Origin of the sequence: Streptomyces sp. NBC_01474, from assembly GCF_035918215.1 — a bacterium.
GTDB classification, from domain to species: domain Bacteria; phylum Actinomycetota; class Actinomycetes; order Streptomycetales; family Streptomycetaceae; genus Streptomyces; species Streptomyces aureus.
This window is the reverse complement of sequence record NZ_CP109449.1, coordinates 2,825,304-2,844,652: the sequence shown is the minus strand read 5'-3', so window position 1 is coordinate 2,844,652 and position 19,349 is coordinate 2,825,304. Positions and strand designations below refer to the sequence as shown.

16 protein-coding genes and 1 pseudogene are annotated in these 19,349 nt (G+C 70.8%); 12 read left to right on the top strand and 5 right to left on the bottom strand.

Going from position 1 to position 19,349, the window contains the following annotated elements:
* Together OG758_RS13365 and OG758_RS13360 are read left to right on the top strand one after the other, a co-directional pair.
* Nucleotides 1-1,941: a CoA-binding protein gene (locus tag OG758_RS13365; protein WP_326710191.1), complete on the top strand. Its 1,941-nt coding sequence runs from the start codon at nt 1-3 to the stop codon at nt 1,939-1,941.
* Nucleotides 1,860-2,072: an acetate--CoA ligase family protein gene (locus OG758_RS13360; RefSeq protein WP_326715898.1), complete on the top strand. Its 213-nt coding sequence runs from the start codon at nt 1,860-1,862 to the stop codon at nt 2,070-2,072. Before OG758_RS13365 ends, OG758_RS13360 begins: the two co-directional genes overlap by 82 nt.
* 69 nt (nt 2,073-2,141) lie before the next feature.
* On the opposite strand, the gene OG758_RS13355 is transcribed toward OG758_RS13360, so the two are convergent.
* Nucleotides 2,142-3,203, bottom strand: coding sequence for an ATP-dependent DNA ligase (locus OG758_RS13355; RefSeq protein WP_326715897.1), 1,062 nt, complete (start codon nt 3,201-3,203; stop codon nt 2,142-2,144).
* Between the two features lie 80 nt (nt 3,204-3,283).
* Between OG758_RS13355 and ligD the strand changes: the two genes are divergently transcribed.
* Entirely contained in the window at nt 3,284-4,309 is a 1,026-nt protein-coding gene (gene ligD, locus OG758_RS13350) for a non-homologous end-joining DNA ligase (protein ID WP_326710190.1), read from the top strand.
* 40 nt (nt 4,310-4,349) lie between these two features.
* Here ligD and OG758_RS13345 read toward each other — a convergent pair whose 3' ends face one another.
* Entirely contained in the window at nt 4,350-6,551 is a 2,202-nt protein-coding gene (locus OG758_RS13345) for an OmpL47-type beta-barrel domain-containing protein (protein WP_326710189.1), read from the bottom strand.
* A 5-nt stretch (nt 6,552-6,556) separates the two neighbouring features.
* Entirely contained in the window at nt 6,557-9,073 is a 2,517-nt protein-coding gene (locus OG758_RS13340; RefSeq protein ID WP_382060899.1) for a ThuA domain-containing protein, read from the bottom strand.
* A gap of 208 nt (nt 9,074-9,281) precedes the next feature.
* On the opposite strand from OG758_RS13340, the gene OG758_RS13335 reads away from it, so the two are divergent.
* Nucleotides 9,282-10,238 (top strand): multicopper oxidase domain-containing protein, encoded by a 957-nt coding sequence (locus OG758_RS13335; RefSeq protein ID WP_326710188.1) that lies wholly within the window; start codon nt 9,282-9,284, stop codon nt 10,236-10,238.
* 20 nt (nt 10,239-10,258) lie between these two features.
* Here OG758_RS13335 and OG758_RS13330 read toward each other — a convergent pair whose 3' ends face one another.
* Nucleotides 10,259-11,038 carry an IclR family transcriptional regulator gene (locus OG758_RS13330; protein ID WP_326710187.1) on the bottom strand — a complete coding sequence of 260 codons (780 nt, stop codon included), beginning with the start codon at nt 11,036-11,038 and terminating at the stop codon, nt 10,259-10,261.
* A gap of 243 nt (nt 11,039-11,281) precedes the next feature.
* Between OG758_RS13330 and OG758_RS13325 the strand changes: the two genes are divergently transcribed.
* From OG758_RS13325 to OG758_RS13290, 8 genes are all read left to right on the top strand, one after another.
* Nucleotides 11,282-11,395 carry a putative leader peptide gene (locus tag OG758_RS13325; RefSeq protein ID WP_323136301.1) on the top strand — a complete coding sequence of 38 codons (114 nt, stop codon included), beginning with the start codon at nt 11,282-11,284 and terminating at the stop codon, nt 11,393-11,395.
* 117 nt (nt 11,396-11,512) lie between these two features.
* Complete coding sequence (locus OG758_RS13320; protein WP_326710186.1) at nt 11,513-12,559, top strand: ABC transporter substrate-binding protein; 1,047 nt, start codon at nt 11,513-11,515, stop codon at nt 12,557-12,559.
* Nucleotides 12,560-12,569: 10 nt separating this feature from the next.
* The gene (locus tag OG758_RS13315; RefSeq protein ID WP_326710185.1) at nt 12,570-13,568 is read left to right on the top strand and encodes an NrtA/SsuA/CpmA family ABC transporter substrate-binding protein; all 999 of its coding nucleotides are present in this window, start codon (nt 12,570-12,572) and stop codon (nt 13,566-13,568) included.
* Nucleotides 13,565-14,425: an ABC transporter permease gene (locus OG758_RS13310; RefSeq protein ID WP_326710184.1), complete on the top strand. Its 861-nt coding sequence runs from the start codon at nt 13,565-13,567 to the stop codon at nt 14,423-14,425. The genes OG758_RS13315 and OG758_RS13310 overlap by 4 nt, the downstream gene beginning before the upstream one ends.
* A complete protein-coding gene (locus OG758_RS13305) occupies nt 14,422-15,141 on the top strand; it encodes an ABC transporter ATP-binding protein (RefSeq protein WP_326710183.1) in 720 nt (239 codons plus the stop codon). Before OG758_RS13310 ends, OG758_RS13305 begins: the two co-directional genes overlap by 4 nt.
* Nucleotides 15,142-16,008 carry an ABC transporter substrate-binding protein gene (locus OG758_RS13300; RefSeq protein WP_266932103.1) on the top strand — a complete coding sequence of 289 codons (867 nt, stop codon included), beginning with the start codon at nt 15,142-15,144 and terminating at the stop codon, nt 16,006-16,008.
* Between the two features lie 5 nt (nt 16,009-16,013).
* On the top strand, nt 16,014-17,096 hold the full coding sequence (locus OG758_RS13295; RefSeq protein WP_266557752.1) for an LLM class flavin-dependent oxidoreductase: 1,083 nt from the start codon (nt 16,014-16,016) through the stop codon (nt 17,094-17,096).
* Nucleotides 17,097-17,191: 95 nt separating this feature from the next.
* Nucleotides 17,192-18,781, top strand: a complete 1,590-nt coding sequence (locus OG758_RS13290; RefSeq protein WP_326710182.1) for a GMC family oxidoreductase — start codon at nt 17,192-17,194, stop codon at nt 18,779-18,781.
* 122 nt (nt 18,782-18,903) lie between these two features.
* On the opposite strand, the pseudogene tnpA reads toward OG758_RS13290, so the two are convergent.
* A pseudogene (gene tnpA / locus OG758_RS13285) lies at nt 18,904-19,330 on the bottom strand (IS200/IS605 family transposase).
* Nucleotides 19,331-19,349: the final 19 nt, after the last annotated feature.

Here is a 19,349-nt window from a genome sequence, read left to right as displayed (position 1 = left end):
ATGCAAGAGAAGTCGAAGGCCGCTTTCGACCGGCTGTTCTTCCCGCGCCGCATCGGGATCCTGGGGATGTCGAGCCGCCCCGCCACCTGGGGACGGCTGACGGTCGAGCGCCTGCGGGCGGGCGGCTTCGACGGCGAGATCATCGCCATCGGACCCCGCTCGGAGGTGGAGATTCCGTCCGTCGCCGACGTCGGTGAACTCGACGCCCCACTCGACCTGTTGGTGGTAGCGGTACCTCCGAAGGCCGCCGTGGACGGTGTCGCCCGGGCGCGGGCCGCCGGCACCGGCGCGGTGATCGTCCTGTCGGCGGGGTTCGCGGAGACCGGCCCCGAAGGGATCGAGCTCCAGGAGCAGCTCCGGGCCGCGGCCGGTGACATGCCCCTGGTCGGGCCCAACTGCGTGGGCCTGGTGAGCCGCCCGGGCGCCCTGCACGCCTCGCCCACGCACTACTTCGACCGCCCGGCCCCCGCACCGGGCCCGGTGGCGATCATCACGCACAGCGGCGGCATGGGCATCGTGCTGGCCGAGCTCCTCGAGCAGCGCGGGGTCTCGTACAGCTACTACGTCAGCGCGGGCAACGAGGCCTGCGACGACGTCTCCAGTCTGGGCCGCTACCTCCTGAGCCGTCCCGACGTCCGGGTCCTGTGCCTGTATCTGGAAGCGGTACGCGATCCGGCGGCCCTGGCCGAACTCGGCCGCGCCGCACGGGAGTCGGGCAAGCAGGTCGTCGTACTGAAGACAGGCGTGAGCGAGGCCGGCAAGCGGGCGGCGTTCTCGCACACCGCCGCCGTCGCGGGCGACGCGCTGCTCTTCGCCGCCCTGTGCCGGCAGGCCGGGATCCTGGTCGCGCAGGACGACGAGGACTTCGCGGAAACGGTACTGGCCTGCGCGCAGGGCGAGGAGATACGCACGCGCGGCGCCGGGCGCACGGTCGTGGTGACCATGTCGGGCGGCGGCGGGGCGCTCCTCGCCGACCGGCTCAGCGTCGCCGGTGCCGACGTCTTCGAGCTGCCCGGCCACCTGGCCGAGCGGATCAGGGCCCTGGGCTTCCCGGGTCTCGCCGGCGCGGGCAACCCGGTGGACGTGGGCGCCCAGTGGAAGGACAGCGTCGCGGAGTTCACGGCACTGCTGCGCCTGCTCGACGAGGAGGCGCACGCCGACCTGATCGTCGTCTACTTCGCCATCGCGGACTCGGCGGTGGATTCGGTGCGGCTCCTTGCCGACGAGATGACATGGCTGCGGACGCCGGCCCGCATGGTGTGGGCGGCGGCACCGCCCGGCGCGGCCGACGGCCTGCTGCCGGGTACGGTCTGGCCCAGTGTCGCCGCACTCACCCGCCACCTCGCCGCGGCCGGGACCGGACCCGTCCCCGAGGAAGCGCCCGCAGCGGCGGACGCCCCCGTCGCCGTGTCGGACGCGGGCGCCCTGCTGCGCGCGGGCGCCGTGGGCGGCGTGGTCACCGAGGCCGCGGGGCACCCCGCCCTGAGCCTGCTAGCCGTGCCGTACGCGCCGACGGCGGTCTGCTCGGACGCGGCCGACGATCTGGTGCTCCCGGATTCGCCGGACGGCCGCTATGTCGTGAAGGTGGACAGCCCCGACGCGGTGCACCGGGCGAAACTCGGGCTGGTGCGCATCGGTGTACCGGCCGCCGACGTGCCGGGCGCCGTCAGGGAGCTGGCGGCGCTCGCCGAGCGGCAGGGCGTACGCACCGCGCGCCGTCTGGTGGTCCAGCCGCTCCTCCCGCACAGCGGTCTGGTCGCCGTGGGCGCGGTACGCGACGAGCTGTACGGGCCGCCCTGCTGGTCGGCGCGGGCGGCGACCGGGCCGAGGCCGCGGACGCGGCGCGTACGGCCGTACTCCTGCCGGCCTCCAGGGACGCGCTGCGCGCGGCCGCCACCCGGGTGGCGCACGGGGTCGGCCCGGTCGACGAGGAGGCGCTGACGAACGTGCTCGTCACCGTCGCGGAACTGGTGCTGCACACCCCGGACCTGCGCGAGCTGGACATCAATCCCCTGCTGGTGACGGACGGGGGCGCGCCGGTCGCCGTGGACTGCCTGTTCGGCCTGGCCTGACGGTGCCCGGCGGCGGCTCAGGCGCAGCCCTCAAAAACAGCCCTCAAAAACAGCCGTCCAACACAGACCTCAGCGCAGGACATCCGCAAGGTCGTACCGGACCGGCTCGTCCAGCTGTGCGTACGTGCAGCTCTCGGGCGTCCGGTCCGGGCGCCAGCGACGGAAGCGGGCCGTGTGGCGGAAGCGCGCGCCGTTCTCCATGTGCTCGTACGCCACCTCGGCGACGAGCCGCGGTTCGAGAGGTACCCACGAGAGGTCCTTCTTGCCGGTCCAGCGGCTCGTCGCCCCGGGCAGCCGGGCCTTCTCGTGCGCCGACTCCTCGGTCCACGCGGCCCACGGATGGTCCTGCGCCGACTCGAGACGCAGCGGCTCCAGCTCCGCGATCAGCTCCGTACGCCGTTTCATCGTGAACGCCGCGCACACACCCACGTGCTGGAGCGCGCCGTCGTCGTCGTACAGGCCGAGCAGCAGGGAGCCGACCACCGGGCCGCTCTTGTGGAAGCGGTAGCCGGCCACGACGCAGTCCGCGGTCCGCTCGTGCTTGATCTTGAACATCAGGCGTTCGTTCTCGCGGTAGCGCAGGTCGAAGGGCTTGGCGATCACCCCGTCGAGGCCCGCGCCCTCGTACTGCTCGAACCACGTCTGCGCCAGCTCGGCGTCGGTCGTCGACGGGGCCAGGTGGACGGGCGGCGTCGCGCCCGACAGCGCCTCGGCCAGGCGGGCCCTGCGGTCCACCATGGGCGTGTCCATCAGCGACTCGTCGCCGAGCGCGAGGACGTCGAACGCCACGAAGGACGCCGGGGTCCGCTCCGCCAGCGTCCTGACCCGGGACGCGGCCGGGTGGATGCGTTCGGTGAGCGCGTCGAAGTCGAGCCGGCCGTCGCGGGCGATCACGATCTCGCCGTCGAGGACACAGCGCTCGGGCAGCCGGTCGAGGAGCGCGGTGACCAGTTCGGGGAAGTAGCGGGTCAGGGGCTTGCCCGTGCGGCTGCCGATCTCCAGGCCGGCGCCGTCCCGGAACACGATCGCGCGGAAGCCGTCCCACTTCGCCTCGTAACTCATCCCCGGCGGGATCTTCGCGACGGACTTGGCGAGCATCGGCTTCACGGGCGGCATCACCGGCAGATCCATGACCATGAGCCGATTCTGACGCGATACGCCCCCGTCCGCCCGGTATGCGCAAGTCGGCCGATGCGCCTAGCGTGACCCGCATGGGCAAGTCGAACGGCGCGGCGGTGGAGCTGGAGGCGGGGGAGCGGACGGTACGCCTGTCCAGCCCGGACCGGGTCATGTTCCCGGAGCCCGGCTACACCAAGCTCGACCTCGCCCGCTACTTCCTCTCCGTCGGCGACGGCATCGTGCGCGCCCTGCGCGACCGCCCCACCACCCTCCAGCGCTACCCCGAGGGCCTGGACGGCGAGTCCTTCTACCAGAAGCGCGCCGCCAAGAACCTGCCCGACTGGATCCCCACCGGCACCATCACCTTCCCCAGCGGGCGCCACGCGGACGAGATGTGTCCCACCGAGATCGCCGCCGTCATCTGGGCGGCCCAGTACGGCACCCTCACCTTCCACCCCTGGCCGGTCCGCCGTGCGCACCCCGACCACCCCGACGAACTGCGCATCGACCTCGACCCGCAGCCCGGCACCGACTACAGCGACGCCGTCCGCGCCGCCCACGAGCTGCGCTCCGTCCTCCATGACTTCGGAGGCCTGCGCGGCTGGCCCAAGACGTCCGGCGGCCGCGGCATGCACGTCTTCGTGCCGATCGCCCCGCGCTGGACGTTCGTCGAGGTGCGCCGCGCGGCCATCGCCTGCGGCCGCGAGCTGGAGCGCCGTATGCCGGACCGCGTCACGACGGCCTGGTGGAAGGAGGAGCGCGGCGAGCGCATCTTCGTCGACTTCAATCAGACCGCACGCGATCGCACCATCGCCTCCGCCTACTCGGTACGGCCACGGCCGAACGCCTCCGTCTCCGCGCCGCTGCGCTGGGACGAGGTCGACGACGCGCGCCCGGCCGACTTCGACATCGGCTCCATGCCGGCCCGCTACGCCGAACTCGGCGACGTCCACGAGGACATGGACGAGCACGCCTTCCGGCTCGACGCGCTCCTCGAACTCGCCGACCAGGACGAACGGGACCGCGGCCTCGGCGACATGCCGTACCCGCCCGAGTACCCGAAGATGCCGGGCGAGCCCAAGCGGGTACAGCCGAGCCGGGCCAGACACGAGGACTGACCCGGCTCGACTCGCTCGGCTCACTTACCAATATTGCCTGTCACAGCTCCTTGACGCGGATGTCCCGGTACGAGATGACGTCCGTCGTGCTGTGGACCTGGAGCCCGACATAGCCGGAGGAGAACCGCCGGCCGTCCGTGCCCGGGTCGTCCCCGCGCGGCGGCTCGAAGACTTGCCCGCCCGTGTTGTCGAACTCGTTGATCAGGACACCGTTGCGCAGGATCGAGAAGTGCTGGCCGACCACACGGATCTCGTAGTCGTTCCACGTGCCCTTCTGCGTGACGCCCGCGCCCGCGAGGCCCACCCGGTCGAACCCGTAGATCGATCCCGTCTTGTACATGTCGCCGTCGGGCTTGTCGAGCACCTGCACCTCGTGCCCGTACTTGATGGCGACCCACTCCGGCCGCGACTCCTCCGGGTGGTCGTGGACCCACGGGAAGCGCACGAAGACACCGCCGTTGGCATTGCCCGTGCCCGGCGCGTCGTCCCGCCACTGGAGCTTCAGCGAGAAGTCGCCGTACTTGCGCTGCGGGAACCACAGCATGCCCATGCCCTCGACCGTGGTGCTCGACGTGATCGAGCCGTCCGCGTTCAGGCCGAACTTGCCGCCGCCGACCTGCTCCCACTTGTCGAGCGAGCCCTGGGTGCCGTCGAAGATCTTGCGGTAGCCCTCGGTCTGGCCGGGCTTGCCGATCCCCGACTGCCTGGCGGCGCGGTTGATCTTGTTGTACTCGCGCTGATCGATCACGCCTTCCTTGAGGAGCTTGTCGGTGACGGTCTTGACGTGCTTGAGGAAGAGGGCCTGCGAGGTCCACTCCCGCTCATCCTCGATCAACTCGTTGATCCGGCACCGGTTGTTGGTGACCCGGTTCGGGATACCCGTGTCCACCGTGCCGACGATCACCGTCAACCGCTCGTCGAACTCGGCGCAGTTGGGCGCCGGGACCCCGCCGCCCGCCGTGACCGTGAAGGCCTCCGACTTCGCCGCCGACATGTTGCCGGCCTTGTCGCTCGCCCGGTACGCGACCGTGTGCGCGCCCGCCCGGTCCACCACGACCGGCGCCGTGTAGGCGAGGTAGGGGCCCGCGTCGAGCGAGTACTCGATCTTGTCGACACCCGAGTCGGCGTCCGTCGCGGAGACGGTCACCTTGGCGCTCTTGAGGTACGCGCCGTCGGAGTTCTTGTCGCCGTCGACCTTCGCCGACACCTCGGGCGGCGTCTTGTCCTGCACGGGCGGCGCCACCACGGTGAAGTTGACCGACTTCTCGGCGGCCACGTTCCCCGCCTTGTCCGCGGCGCGGTAGCGCACGGTGTGGGCGCCCACCTCGTGCACCATCACCGGTGAGGTGTACGGCTGCCAGGCGCCGTCCGAACCCACCGCGTACTCGATGGAGTTGACGCCGGATCCGGTGTCGGAGGCCGTCACTGTGACGGTCGCCATCGAGAGGTACTCGCCCTTGTCGTTCTTCTCGCCGCTCACCGTCGCCGAGGTCTCCGGCGGAGTCTTGTCGTCCGTCGGCGGCGCGACCACGGTGAAGTCGACCGACTTCTCCGCCGCCACGTTCCCCGCCTCGTCGGACGCCCGGTAGCGGATCTTGTGAGCCCCGACCTGATCGACGACCACCGCGGTTGTGTACGGCTGCCAGGCGCCGTCGGCGCCCACCGCGTACTCGACCTTGTCGACACCGGAGCCCGCGTCCGTCGCCGTCACGCTGACCGACGCCGAACCGACGTACTCCCCTTGGGCGTTCTTCTGCCCCTCGACCCTCGCCGAGGTCTCCGGCGCGGCCGTGTCCTCGCCGCCGCCCTCGGTCACGACGAGGATGCCCTGCATGGCCTCGTGACCGGGGATCGAGCAGTGATAGCGATAGCGGCCCGGGGTCAGGGTGACCTCGACCGAGTGCTTGCCGCCCTCACTGTCGTTCGGGTTGGCCAGGATGTTCACCGGCACGTCGTTGTTGTACTCGGGGTCCGACGTGTCGAACGTCAGCGTGTGCGGCATGCCCATGGTGTTGCCGGTCGCCGCGCTGTTCTCGAAGACGATCGTCGTCGCGCCCGCGACCGCCGTCGTCGGCGCCGAGGCGTACTTGGTGATGTCGTCGCTGCCGGTCCAGTTCAGGACCTGCTGCGCGGCGGCGACGGGGGCGTCCTGCCCGAACGCGACGGGGGAGCCGAGTCCGAGCGTCATCAGCAGGGCGGCGAACAGCGCCGTCCACAGTCTTCGCCGGTTCTTGCTGCGCATCCTCATCACTGCGCCTTCCTGGCCAGGTCACCGGCCGCAGGGGTCGCCTCGCCGCCCGTGTAAGTCACCTTCCACAGGGCTGACTTGGCGTCCGAGGTGAAGAAGCCGCGGCCGTAGTCGAGGACGTAGAGCGCGCCGTCGGGGCCGAACTTCCAGTCCATGAGGTTCTTGATGCCGTCGTTGCCGACCGGCACGATCTTCTTGAGGTTCTCGGCGTGCACCGGGATGCCGCCGTCGCCGGCCGTCTTCGGGTCGGTGATCACCGCGTGCCGCGGCTGCGTGGCGTCGTAGAAGTCACCGACGAACCACTTGCCGTCCCAGTAGCTCGGCCACTTGTCGGCGTTCGGGACGGACGCGTCGTAGCGGTAGACGGGACCGTTCATCGCGGCCTGGCCGCCGCCCTTCAGCCACGGCAGGAGGTACTTGGCCTCCTCCTTCTTGTACGAGGGGATGCCGTTGGCGTCGCGCGGGTAGTCGGGCGCCCCGCCCTGCGGCGAGTACCAGATGTTGTTGGCGGTCATCGGCGGGAGGTTGACGAGACCGTCGTTGTTCGGCGACTCGTTCTTCAGGTGGTCGCAGTCGTACCAGCCGAGCGGCTTCGTCGGGTCCGGCAGATTGCGGTCGCGGTAAGGCTGCTTGTTGCCCATGCAGTACGGCCAGCCGCGGTTGGACGCCTTGGTGATGACGGCGAACGTGTCGTACTTGGCCGGACCCCAGGTCGTCGACGGCTCACCGGCGTCCGGGCCGACCCAGCCCGCGTACAGCGTGTCGGTCTTCCTGTCGACGGAGATGCGCGCCGGGTTGCGGACGCCCATCACATAGATCTCGCCGCGTGTCTTCCCGCCGCCCTCGGCCGTCTCCTTACCGGTGAAGAGGTTCCCCTCCGGCAGCGTGTACGTGCCGTCGTCCTCCGGATGGATGCGCAGGATCTTGCCGTTGAGGTTGTTCGTGTTGCCGGCGGTGCGGCGCGCGTCCGCGAAGGAGACGCCCTTGTAGTTCGGCTGCGGGTTGTTGCCCGAGTAACCGTCGCTGAAGCCGGAGGAGTTGTTGTCGCCGGTCGCGATGTACAGGTTGCCCTTGGAGTCCCAGGCCATCCCGCCGCCCGCGTGGCAGCAACTGTGGATCTGCACAGGCCACTTGAGCAGCACCTTCTCGCTGCCCATGTCCAGCTTGTCGGTCGCGAGGTCGAGCGTGAAGCGCGAGACGCGGCGCTCGGCCATCTGCTTGTCACGGTCGATCTGCGAGTGCGGCGTGTAGTGCAGGTACACCCAGCCGTTCTCCTCGAACTTGGGGTCGAGCTCGATACCGAGCAGCCCCTCCTCGACCTTGGTCAGCTCGTCGCCGCCGCCCTTGTTGCCGAAGACGGTCAGTGCCCCGGCCTGGGTGACCTTCTTGGTCTTCGGGTCGTAGACGTGGATCTCGCCCTTGCCCTTGCCGACATCGGGGTTGTTCCAGTCCGTGATCACCGGCTGCGAGGAGTCGGCGCCGCCGCGGCCGATGTAGAGGATGCGCCCGTCGGGCGCGGTGACCAGGCCGTGCGGCTCGCCGATCTGGTCGTTCTGGCCCGCCTGGTTGGGCTGGGTGAGGCGCTCCGCCTTGTAGTTGGAGTCGATCGCGGCCTTGCAGTCGGCGCGCACGATGCGGCTCGTCCACAGCAGGGCGCCGCGCAGATGCGACTGGAAGTCCACCTCGTCGTAGCTGGAGGCCGTGCCGCCCATGCCCGTGTAGAAGGAGCGTCCGCCGTCGTAGTCGCGGCACCAGGACACCGGGTGGTCCGCGCCGTTGGCGCTCGCGCCCGGCTGGTACGTCGACTCGCGGACCCGGGCCACGGTGTGCACCGAGCCGGACGGGTTCTTCACCCAGTTCAGCCACTGGTCGGGCCGCTTCCACTGCACGGGAAGGTCCTTGGTGGCCGGATGCTGACGGTCACCGACCTCGACGGTGGCCCGCTGGACGTTCGCCGGGCTGGAGTCCGCCGGGCGCGAGCCGATCAGGCCGGTGAACCAGTCCGAGTACGGCTCGGCACGGGCCGCGTCGTGGATGCCGACGAATCCGCCGCCGGCCTCCATGTACGACTCGAGTCCCGCCTCCTGGTCCGGGTCGAGCACGTCGCCGCCGCCGGTCAGGAAGACGACCGCGTTGAAACGGCCCAGCTTGGCGGCGTTGGTGAACACGGACGCGTCGTCCGTCGCCGTGATCTTGAAGCGCTGGGCGGCGGGGCCGCTCTGGCCGATCTTCTCGATGGCCGCGATGCCCGCGTTCACCACCGGTGACTCGTCACCGCCCGCGGCGGAGCCGTAGTACACCAGGACGCGCACGTTCGCCCCGCCGGGAGGTGACGGCAGGGACATCGTTGTCACGGATGGTTCGGGGAACGGACGCGCGTTGGCGGCGGGCCCGGTGAGGAGCCCGGCGGCGACCGCCCCGGACGCCAGGACCGCGGCGACGGCGCGACGTCGTCTGCGTCTGTCTCTGTCCAACCCTCTTACGGCCAAGGGTTTTTGATGCGGCGTGGACCGCATGAGTTCACCCACCCCTCGTCGGTCACAGGTACGGCGCGGATGAAGCTAGACCTCTTTTCGCGGCTCGCCAATAGGTATGGCCGCAGTGGCGCAAACTTTGTCCTGAGTGTGGATAAACGAAGATCACCCGGTTACCGTCTCTCTGGTTGTCACCGCAGGCCCTGGTGGCACGCCCGCGTAAGTCCCGTACGAGAGTGGGGAGTTCGACATGGGCAGACGCAGCTTCAACCGGCGGGTGCTGATGGGCGGGGCCGCCGCCGCGACGACGGCGACATCGTTGTCACTGATCGCGGCGACGGATGCCGCCCCCGCGGACGGCCCGGTGCGCACGGCCCCGGCCGGCGGTGAGGTCAAGCACATCAAGATGTACGCCGAGAAGCTCGCGGACGGGCAGATGGGCTACGGGTTCGAGAAGGGGAAGGCATCCGTGCCCGGCCCCCTCATCGAGCTCAACGAAGGCGACACGCTGCACATCGAGTTCGAGAACACGATGGACGTGGCGGCCAGCCTGCACGTCCACGGCCTCGACTACGAGGTCTCCAGCGACGGCACCAAGCTCAACAAGAGCGACGTCGAGCCCGGCGGCAAACGCACCTACACCTGGCGCACCCACGCCCCGGGCCGGCGCAAGGACGGCACGTGGCGCGCGGGCAGCGCGGGGTACTGGCACTACCACGACCACGTCGTCGGCACGGAACACGGCACAGGCGGCATCCGCAAGGGCCTGTACGGGCCGGTGATCGTCCGGCGCAAGGGCGACGTCCTCCCGGACACCACGTTCACCATCGTCTTCAACGACATGACCATCAACAACAAGCCGGCGCACGAAGGCCCCGACTTCGAGGCCACGGTGGGCGACCGCGTCGAGATCGTCATGATCACGCACGGCGAGTACTACCACACCTTCCACATGCACGGTCACCGCTGGGCGGACAACCGCACGGGCATACTCACCGGCCCGGACGACCCGAGCAGGGTCGTCGACAACAAGATCGTCGGCCCCGCGGACTCGTTCGGCTTCCAGATCATCGCGGGCGAGGGCGTCGGGGCGGGCGCCTGGATGTACCACTGCCACGTCCAGAGCCACTCCGACATGGGGATGGTGGGGCTCTTCCTGGTGAAGAAGGAGGACGGCACGATCCCGGGGTACGAGCCGCATCACTAGGTAGGCACAGCGCGCCGTGCCTACTGGTCCTGCCGGCGCTCCCCGGGCGGCAGCAGCAGCACCTCCAGGGCGCGGGCGCAGGTCCGTGCCCGGTCGAGGAACCACTCGGTGCGCCCGTCCGTGATCAGCTCGGGCGTCGCCCGGACCGCAAGGGCGAACCGGGCGTGCCCCGCACGGTCGAGAACCGGCACGGCCAGGGTGCGCACGCCGTGCGCCGACTCGCCGTCGTTGAGCGCGTACGCGTCGCTCCGCACGCGCTCCAACTCGGCTGCCAGCGCGGCCGGTTCGACGATCGTGCGGTCGGTGAAGGCGCGCAGCGGCGGCAGTGAGTCGAGGTCCGACTCCCCGGGCCGCCCCCAGGCGAGCAGCACCTTGCCCAGTGCCGTGGAGTGCAGCGGCCGGCGCAGGCCGACCTTCGGCGTGACCGAGCCGCCCGCCACGATCACGGCGTGCGGCCCGCTGCGCAGCGCCAGATCCGCGGTCGCGCCGGTGCGCTCGGCCAGATCGGCCAGTTCCGGAGCGGCGAGGTGCAGCCCGCGCTGGTGGTAGGAGAGCCGCCCGAGCTCCGTCACGGCCGGGCCGAGCCGGTAGCGCGCCGTACGGAAGTCCTGCTCGAGGAAGCCCGCGCCCAGGAGGGTGCGGGCGAGACGGTGCGCGGTGGAGACGGGCAGGGTGAGGCGGCGCGCCAGGTCGGACGCGCTGAGGTCGGGCCCGTTGTCGTGGAAGCAGTGCAGGACGTCCAGAGCGCGCTGCACTGCCTGCGCGCCGCCGGGAGTGCGGGGCGCGGTGGGGGCGGTCACGGTGGGGGCTCCCTACGGTTCGTACGTGCATGTGCTCGGGCTCTCGGTTCCCACATTACGGCAGCCTCGACGGGCCCCAACGGCGGCCGTGGCGGACCCAAATGGCTATCTGAAACACTCCGTTCACGCTCGTTCCCACATGATGGGAAGCGGCTTGCCGGTCCGGCCGACGGCGTGCCACTGTGCACCCGTCACCACCGCGCCACGAGCACGGACCGCACGAACGCAGAGGGGAGCAGAGCCATGACTGGTCGCCTTCGCCGCGCCGCCGCGCTCGCCCCGCCCCTGGTCGCGTCCCTGTTCACGCTGCGCCGGCACATCGACCTGGCGCGCGTGTCCAGCGCCACCTGTCGCTGACACCGCAGACCCTCACCGGCAGGACCGCGAGCCTGCCTCCCCGCGCGGCGCCCGCACGCCGCCGCGGCCCGCGCTCGCGCTCCCCGCCTCCATGCCTCTCCACCCCGGGAACCCGCCATGACGCATGCCCACGCCCGGACGTCGACCGCCACGACCGCCGTCCCGGACACCCTCTGGTTCACCCGCTGTCCCGTGCCCACCGCGACCGGTATCGCCGCCGACCAGCAGTGGCTCACCGCCGAGTTCGCGCCGGACGGCATCGCCGTACGGTCCCTTCAGGACGCCGACCGGGATGTCGACCGCCGCACGCACTACACGCACGCGCTGCCCGGCCTCTTCCGCGAGGGCGGCAACGTCCCCGCCCTGTGGGCCCGTTCGCGCGGCGAGGAGACACGGCTCGTCGGCCTCACCTGGATCGAGGAGCGCCAGACGATCCTGGTCGCGCCCGGCTCGGGCATCAGGGGCGCCGCCGCGCTGCGGGGCCTGCGCCTCGCCGCGCCCCGCCACCGCGTCGCCATCGACTTCTGGCGGGCGATGGCCCTGCGCGGCTTCGAGGGCGCGCTCGCCTCGGCGGGGCTCGGCCTCGAGGACGCCATCCTCGTAGACGTGCCCGCAGAGGGGCACACCGGACAGTGGGCCGCGGAACTCGCCGCCCTCCAGCGCGGCGACGTCGACGCCGTCTACGTCAAGGGAGCGCTCTCCGTCGAGGCGGCCCGCCGCATCGGAGCCGAAGTCGCCCTGGAACTCGACGAGTTGCCCGACCGTACGCACCGCGTGAACAACGGCACACCGCGGCCCATCACCGTCCACCGCCGTCTCCTCGACGACCACCCGGACCTCGTCGACCGGTTCCTCGCCGTGCTCCTGCGCGCCGCCGACTGGGCCGCGGACCGACCCGACGACGTGGCCCGCATCCTCGGCGCCGAGACCGGCGCGGGCGCCGAGGGCGTTGCCGGCGCCTACCGCACCGGGACCCACCGCACCCTGCACCCCGACCTCTCCCAGGACCGCCTCGCCCTGCTCGCCCAGCAGTCGGCGGCCCTGCACGCCCACGGCTTCCTGCCCGAGCCCGTCGACGTACGGGACTGGGCCGACCCCGCTCCGCTGCACCGCGCCCGCCTCCTCCACCCCACCCCGCCCGCCTCCAACCGGCCCACCCTCTAAGGACTCCGCCATGCGTATCCCGAAGACCCTGTCGGCGCTCGCCGCACTCGCCGCGCTCACGGCCGTCGCCGGCTGCGGCACGTCCGAGGCGGACTCCGGTTCCGGCGCCGCGGCCGAGGTCACCGTCCGCATCCCCGACCCCGGGAACTCCGGAGTCCTCGCCCTCGGCAAGAAGGACGGCTCCCTCGCCAAGGCGCTCGCCACGGTGCACGCCAAGGTCGAATGGACGGGCAGCGCCGGTCCGTTCGCTCCCGCGGCTCAGGCGATGAACGCTGACCAGCTCGACATCGCGACCGGCTCGATCACCTCGGGCATCACCTCGCTCGCCCAGACCCCCGGCTTCAAGTTCTTCACCGCGACGGCCCCCGACCCGGTCGGCGAGGGCATCCTCGCCAAGAAGGGCTCCGGGATCGAGAAGATCGAGGACCTCGTCGGCAAGAAGGTCGCCGTCAATCAGGGCGGCACCGGCGAGTACCTGCTCCTCAAGGCCCTGGCCGACCACCACATCCCGGCCGGCAAGGTCGAGCGCGTCTACCTCCGCCCCGACCAGACCGCCGCCGTCTTCAACACCGGCAAGGTCGACGCCTGGGCGGTCTGGTCGACGTACGCGGTGGCCGAACTCGGCAGCGGAAAAGCGGAGTTCATCGCCGACGGCAAAGAGATCGGCTCCGACAACTACAGCCTGAACGCCGTCCGTACGGGCTTCGCCGACAAGCACCCCGAGGTCGTCAAGGCGCTCTACGCCTACCTCCACGAGGGCAGCGTCAAGGAGAAGAAGGACCCGGCCGCCTATCTGAACGTGAACACCGACGCCGGACCGCAGGCCGTAACCGGTGAAGCCAGGGGCATCCAGACTGGGTTCACCGCCGAGGGCGGCACCGTCGAGCCGATCACCGACGCCGACATCAAGCGCTTCGAGGAGGTCGCCCGGTTCTACGCCGATCAGAAGGTGACCAAGACGAAGGTCGACGTCGCGGCACACCTCATCGACGTGGAGAAGCTGTCGTGACGCTCACCGACCGGCGGGCGCGGAGCACGGAACAGGCGGCACCGCACGGTCTCGTCACCCCGCGCCCGCCGTCCGGCAGGCCCCGTCCCCGCGCCTACTCCGTCACCGTCAGGGCCCTCGGGCCTGTCGTCCTCCTCGTTTTGTGGTGGGTGGCGTCCGCGACGGGCCTGCTGACTCCCGACGTCCTCGCCTCACCACTCCAAGTCATCGATGCGGTCGGTGAGTTGTGGAGGAACGGCCAGCTGCCCGACGCGCTCACGACCTCCCTCACCCGCTCCGGACTCGGCCTCGCCCTCGGGCTCGTCACCGGCCTCACCCTCGGCATCACGACCGGCTTCACGCGGCTGGGGGACGAGCTCCTCGACTCCTCCCTGCAGACCCTGCGCACCATCCCGTTCCTGTCCCTCGTGCCGCTGTTCATGGTCTGGTTCGGCATCAACGAGACCGCGAAGATCCTCCTCATCGCCGTCGCCACCACCTTCCCCATGTACGTCTCCACGTCCAGCGGCGTCCGCAACACCGACCGCAAACTCGTCGAGGCTATGCGCAGCCTCGGCATGAGCAGGCTCGGCATCGTCAGGGAGGTCGTCCTGCCCGGCGCCCTGCCGTCACTGCTCGCGGGCCTGCGCCTGTCGATGACCCTCAGCGTCATCGCGCTCATCGCCGCCGAGGAGATCAACGCCACGGCCGGCATCGGCTACCTCATGTCCCAGGCGCAGAGCTACGCGCGCACCGACATCCTGGCCGTCTGCATCCTCGTCTACGGCCTGCTCGGCCTGATCGCCGACGGGGTCGTACGGCTCCTCGAACGCGGACTCATGCCGTGGCGCCGCGCCGTACAGGGGGCCGCCCGATGAGCACAGCGGTCAGCATCACCGGCCTGCGCCGCGCCTTCGGTGACCGCGCCGTCCTCGACGGTCTCGATCTCACCATTCGTCGAGGCGAGTTCGTCGCCCTGCTCGGCGCCAGCGGCAGCGGCAAGACGACGCTCCTGCGCATCCTCGGCGCGCTCGACGGGGCCGACGGGGGAGAAGTCCTCGTCCCGGAGGCCCGCACGATCGTCTTCCAGGAACCACGCCTCGTACCGTCCAAGAAGGTCCTCGCCAACGTGACGGTCGCGCTGCCGCGCGGGCAGTTCGCGCGCGGACTCAAGGCCCTGTCGGAGGTCGGCCTCGAACGCCACGCGGACGCCTGGCCCGCCACGCTCTCCGGCGGCGAGGCCCAGCGCGTCGCGCTCGCCCGGGCCCTCGTGCGCGAACCCGAACTCCTCCTACTGGACGAACCGTTCGCCGCCCTGGACGCCCTGACCCGCCTCAAGATGCAGGACCTGGTCGGCGAGCTCTGCCGCGCGCACCGGCCGGCCGTCCTCCTCGTCACCCACGACGTCGACGAGGCCGTACGCCTCGCCGACCGCGTCTGCGTCCTGCGCGACGGGCGCCTCGTCACCGACGAACCCGTCGGCGTCGACCACCCCCGCGACCCCGGGGACCCCGCCTTCGCCGCCCTCCGCAGGCACCTCCTCGCCGACCTCGGCGTCCACAGCCGCACCCCCGCAGAATCCGGAGTGATCTGAATGACCGTCATCATCGGTGTCCACAACAGCAATCCGTCGCTCTACTACCTCTCGCGCCTGGACTTCGCGCAGCAGGAGCTGGCCGCCGTCGGTGAGAGCGCCGTCTTCCACTCCTACGTCAACGGCGTCCGCACCGGCGAACTGCTGACCCAGGGCGTCATCGACTTCGGCGGCACCGGGTCGACCCCGCCTGTCACCGCCCAGGCCGCCGGCCACGACATCGTCTACACGGCCGTCTCGGCGCCCCGCCCCGACCACGGCGCGCTCCTCGTCCCGGAGGACAGCCCGGTCCGCACGGTCGCCGACCTCAAGGGCGGCACCGTCCACCTCGCCATCGGCTCGTGGCAGACCCACCTCATCGCCAAGGCCCTGGACGACGCGGGACTCTCGTACGCCTCCGACATCACCCCGGTCCGCGGCGACGAGAACAGCGAGAAGCTGCTGCGCTCCGGCGAGATCACCGCCTGGGTCGCGCAGGGCGCCCAGCTCGTCGCCGCCCTGCGCACCGGAGGCGTCCGTGTCGTCGTCCGCACCGGCGACGTCATCTCCGACCGTTCCGTCTTCTTCACCCGCCGCGACCTGGCCGAGCAGCGCCCCGAGGTGATCGACGCCCTGACCCGCGCACTCCAGCGCGCCGACGACTGGGCGAAGGAGAACCCGCGCGAGGCCGCCGAGATCGCCGCCGAGCACCAGGGCGGCACCGCCGACGACTGGGAGACCGCACTGCGCGCGCTGCCGTGGCGCATCGAGGCCGTCACAGACGAGTTCCTCGCCGAACAGCAGCAGGGCGCGGACATCTTCCACCGCACCGGCTTCATCGAGCACCCCGTCACGGTCGCCCACGCCGTGGCGCGAAAGGCGGCCTGAACGCCATGGCCGCCGCACCCGAAGTCCTCTGGTACATCATCCCGCGCGAGGGCGCCTACCCCTGGGAGCCGGAAGGCCGAAGGCAGGTCGACCTCGGCTACCTCAGCGGCCTCGCAGGAACCGTCGAACGCCTCGGCTTCTCCGGCGCGTTGCTGGCCACGGACCTGTACGACGTCTGGCCCCTGGGCAGCGCGCTCGCGGCCTCGACAAGCACTGCGTTCAAACCGCTCCTCGCGGTCCACCCCGGCCTGATCTCGCCGACGCTCCTCGCGAAGATGGCGCTGAGCTTCGACACGCTCTTCGGCGGCCGTCTGCGCTTCAACGTCGTCAACGGCTCGACGAAGTCCCTCCAGGAGTACGGCCTCCACGTCGAGCACGACGAGCGCTACGAACTGAGCGCCGAGTACTGGTCGATCGTGAAGCGCCTCACCGCCGGCGAGATCTTCGACCACAAGGGCCGCTTCTACGACCTCAAAGACGCCGGCGCCTCCTTCCGCGACCTGAAGCCTGTCCAGGACCCGCACGTCCCGCTCTGGTTCGGCGGCTCGTCCGCGCCGGGCATCGAGATGGCCGCCGAACACGTCGACGTCTACCTCACCTGGGGCGAGCCTCCCCACCTGCTCAAGGAGAAGCTCGACCGCGTCCGCGAGCGCGCCGCCGTCCACGGTCGCACCCTGCGCATCGGCCTGCGCCTCCATCTCATCGTCCGCGACACCGAGGACGAGGCATGGGCCGCCGCCGACCGGCTCCTCGACGTCACCTCCGAGGCCACGTACCGGCGGCAGCTCGGCGAGCGCGCGGGCGAGGACGGGGTCGGCTGGCAGCGGCAGTTCCGCCAGCACGGCGGCCGCGTCCCGGCCAGGGCACGCGAGCTGGAGACCCATCCGAACCTCTGGCCCGGCATGAGCCTCTTCCGTCCGGGACCCGGCACGGCGGTCGTCGGATCGGCGGCCCAGGTCGTCGAACGTCTCAAGGAGTACCAGGACCTGGGCGTCGACACGTTCATCCTGTCCGGTAACCCGCTCCTGGAGGAGGCGTACCGGGTGGCCGAGACAGTCCTGCCTGCGTTGGGGGTGGTGAGGGGGTAGTGCGAAGGACCTATCGAGGAGTACATCGCGGGTGTACACCTCCAGGGACGGCGGGGAACACTGCATAGCCCCAACCACCCACACCTGGAGTCGAGTTGAGCAAGGACAGCGAGTACGACTACGTCATCGTCGGGGCCGGGTCGGCCGGCTGTGTGCTGGCCGCGCGGCTGTCGGAGGATCCGGCCGTGCGCGTCGCGCTCGTCGAGTCGGGCCCGCGCGACCGCAAAACCGAGATCCGCATCCCGGCGGCGTTCCCGAAGCTGTTCAGGACGCCGTACGACTGGGACTACTCGACGTCCAAGCAGTCCGCGCTCGACGGCCGCGAGCTGTACTGGCCGCGCGGCCACACACTCGGCGGATCCTCCTCGATGAACGCCATGATGTGGGTGCGCGGCCACCGCGACGACTACGACGCGTGGGGCGAGGCGGCCGGCGAGGAGTGGTCGTACGACCAGCTCGCGCGCTACTTCCAGCGCGCCGAACGCTGGGCGGGCACCCGGAACGCAGACTCCCCGCACGGCACCCAGGGCCCGCTGTGGATCTCCCCGCCGCGCGACCCGAACGTGACGACGTCCGCCTTCCTCGACGCCTGCCGCGGCGCGGGGCTGCGCGAGCTGCCGGAGCTGAACCACGAGGACCACGGCGGCTTCGCGCTCACCCCGCTCAACCAGCGCCGCGGCCGCCGGTGGAGCGCAGCCGACGGCTATCTGAAACCCGCCGCGCGCAGGCCCAACCTGCACATCCACACCGACGCCCGGGTCACACGCCTCGACTTCGACGGCACCCGCGTGGCCGGCGTCGTCGCCGAAGGAGTCCCCGGCATCCTGCGCGCCCGCCGTGAGGTGATCCTCAGCGCGGGCGCGATCGGTTCACCGCAACTGCTCCAGCAGGCGGGCGTCGGTGACCCCGAACAGCTCGCCGAGGCCGGGATCGACGTCCGCGTCGCGTCCTCCGATGTCGGCCGCCACCTCCAGGACCACCTCTCCTTCGCCGTCACGATGCACTGCCCCCGGCCCGTCACCCTCACCGGCGCGGACTCCCTCGCCAATGTCGGCCGCTTCCTCCTGGCCGGCCGCGGACCGCTCACGTCGAACGTCGGAGAGGCGGTCGCCTTCATCAGGACACGCCCCGAACTGGCCGCCCCCGACATCGAGTTGATCTACGCGCCGGTGCCGTTCGTCAACCACGGGCTCACCCCGCCCGTCGAGCACGGCATCACGATCGGCGTCGTCCTGCTCCAGCCCGCGAGCGAGGGCCGCATCACCCCGGGCGGGGCGGACGCCTCGGCGTGGCCCCTGATCGACCCCGGATATCTCGCCCGCGACGAGGACCTGCGCACGCTGATGGCCGGAGTGCGCCGCGCCGAGGAACTCCTCGCGGCCAAGTCGCTCGCCCCGTACACCGACGGGCCCCTCGGGCCGTACCCGGGGGCCGTCGGCGACGAGGAGCTCGCGCAGGTAATCCGCGCGGGCGCCGAGACGCTCTACCACCCCGTCGGCACCTGCCGCATGGGCGCCGACGAGAGCTCGGTGACGGACCCGCGCCTGCGGGTCAGGGGCGTCGAAGCCCTGCGCGTCGTCGACGCCTCGGTGATGCCGCGCATCACCCGCGGCCACACCCACGCCCCGACCGTCGCCCTCGCGGAGAAGGCGGCAGAGCTCATCCGCGAGGACGCCGGGGCATGAGCCGTCCGGGGTCTACCCTTTGATCTTGGCCTGTGCTCTGCCCTTCAGGGCGGGGTGAAGGCCATCTCGGAACTGCTCTGACCGCACTACCGCACTGGTCGTACGGGTGGGCAGTATTGTCCTCAGGCCACAGGGCGCTGCTGTTTTTCGATGTACCGCTTGACGACGGTCAGTGGTGCTCCGCTGCAGGATCCGGCGAAGTAGGAGCCGGACCAGAAGTGTCCGCCCCACAGGTATTGGCGGACGTGCGTGCTGTACTCCTGGCGGATCCTGCGGGAGGAGCGTCCTTGAGGGAGTTGACCGGTTTGGGGAGCTGGGCTTTCGACGGGTAGTGCACGAGCAGGTGTACATGGTCGTGCTCGCCGGTTAACTGTTTGAGACCTCGAAGTCCCTGCAGGCCGCGCGCGTGATCTCCTCAGTGCGCGTCAGCATGGCATCGGTGAATGCGTTGCGCCGGTATTTGGTGACAAATACCAAGTGGACGTGCAGGTTGTCGATGACGTGGCGACCAGAACGCACCTCGGGATTTTGCTTCCCTCTCGGCGACATGGGGTCCAGCGTTATGGTG

Coding starts and splice junctions, on each gene's coding strand:
- OG758_RS13295 (WP_266557752.1), top strand. CDS start 16,014: ATGGCCGCCGCACCCGAAGTCCTCTGGTACATCATCCCGCGCGAGGGC.
- OG758_RS13320 (WP_326710186.1), top strand. CDS start 11,513: ATGACGCATGCCCACGCCCGGACGTCGACCGCCACGACCGCCGTCCCG.
- OG758_RS13315 (WP_326710185.1), top strand. CDS start 12,570: ATGCGTATCCCGAAGACCCTGTCGGCGCTCGCCGCACTCGCCGCGCTC.
- OG758_RS13305 (WP_326710183.1), top strand. CDS start 14,422: ATGAGCACAGCGGTCAGCATCACCGGCCTGCGCCGCGCCTTCGGTGAC.
- OG758_RS13335 (WP_326710188.1), top strand. CDS start 9,282: ATGGGCAGACGCAGCTTCAACCGGCGGGTGCTGATGGGCGGGGCCGCC.
- OG758_RS13300 (WP_266932103.1), top strand. CDS start 15,142: ATGACCGTCATCATCGGTGTCCACAACAGCAATCCGTCGCTCTACTAC.
- OG758_RS13325 (WP_323136301.1), top strand. CDS start 11,282: ATGACTGGTCGCCTTCGCCGCGCCGCCGCGCTCGCCCCGCCCCTGGTC.
- OG758_RS13365 (WP_326710191.1), top strand. CDS start 1: ATGCAAGAGAAGTCGAAGGCCGCTTTCGACCGGCTGTTCTTCCCGCGC.
- OG758_RS13345 (WP_326710189.1), bottom strand. CDS start 6,551: ATGCGCAGCAAGAACCGGCGAAGACTGTGGACGGCGCTGTTCGCCGCC.
- OG758_RS13355 (WP_326715897.1), bottom strand. CDS start 3,203: ATGGATCTGCCGGTGATGCCGCCCGTGAAGCCGATGCTCGCCAAGTCC.
- OG758_RS13340 (WP_382060899.1), bottom strand. CDS start 9,073: ATGCGGTCCACGCCGCATCAAAAACCCTTGGCCGTAAGAGGGTTGGAC.
- ligD (WP_326710190.1), top strand. CDS start 3,284: ATGGGCAAGTCGAACGGCGCGGCGGTGGAGCTGGAGGCGGGGGAGCGG.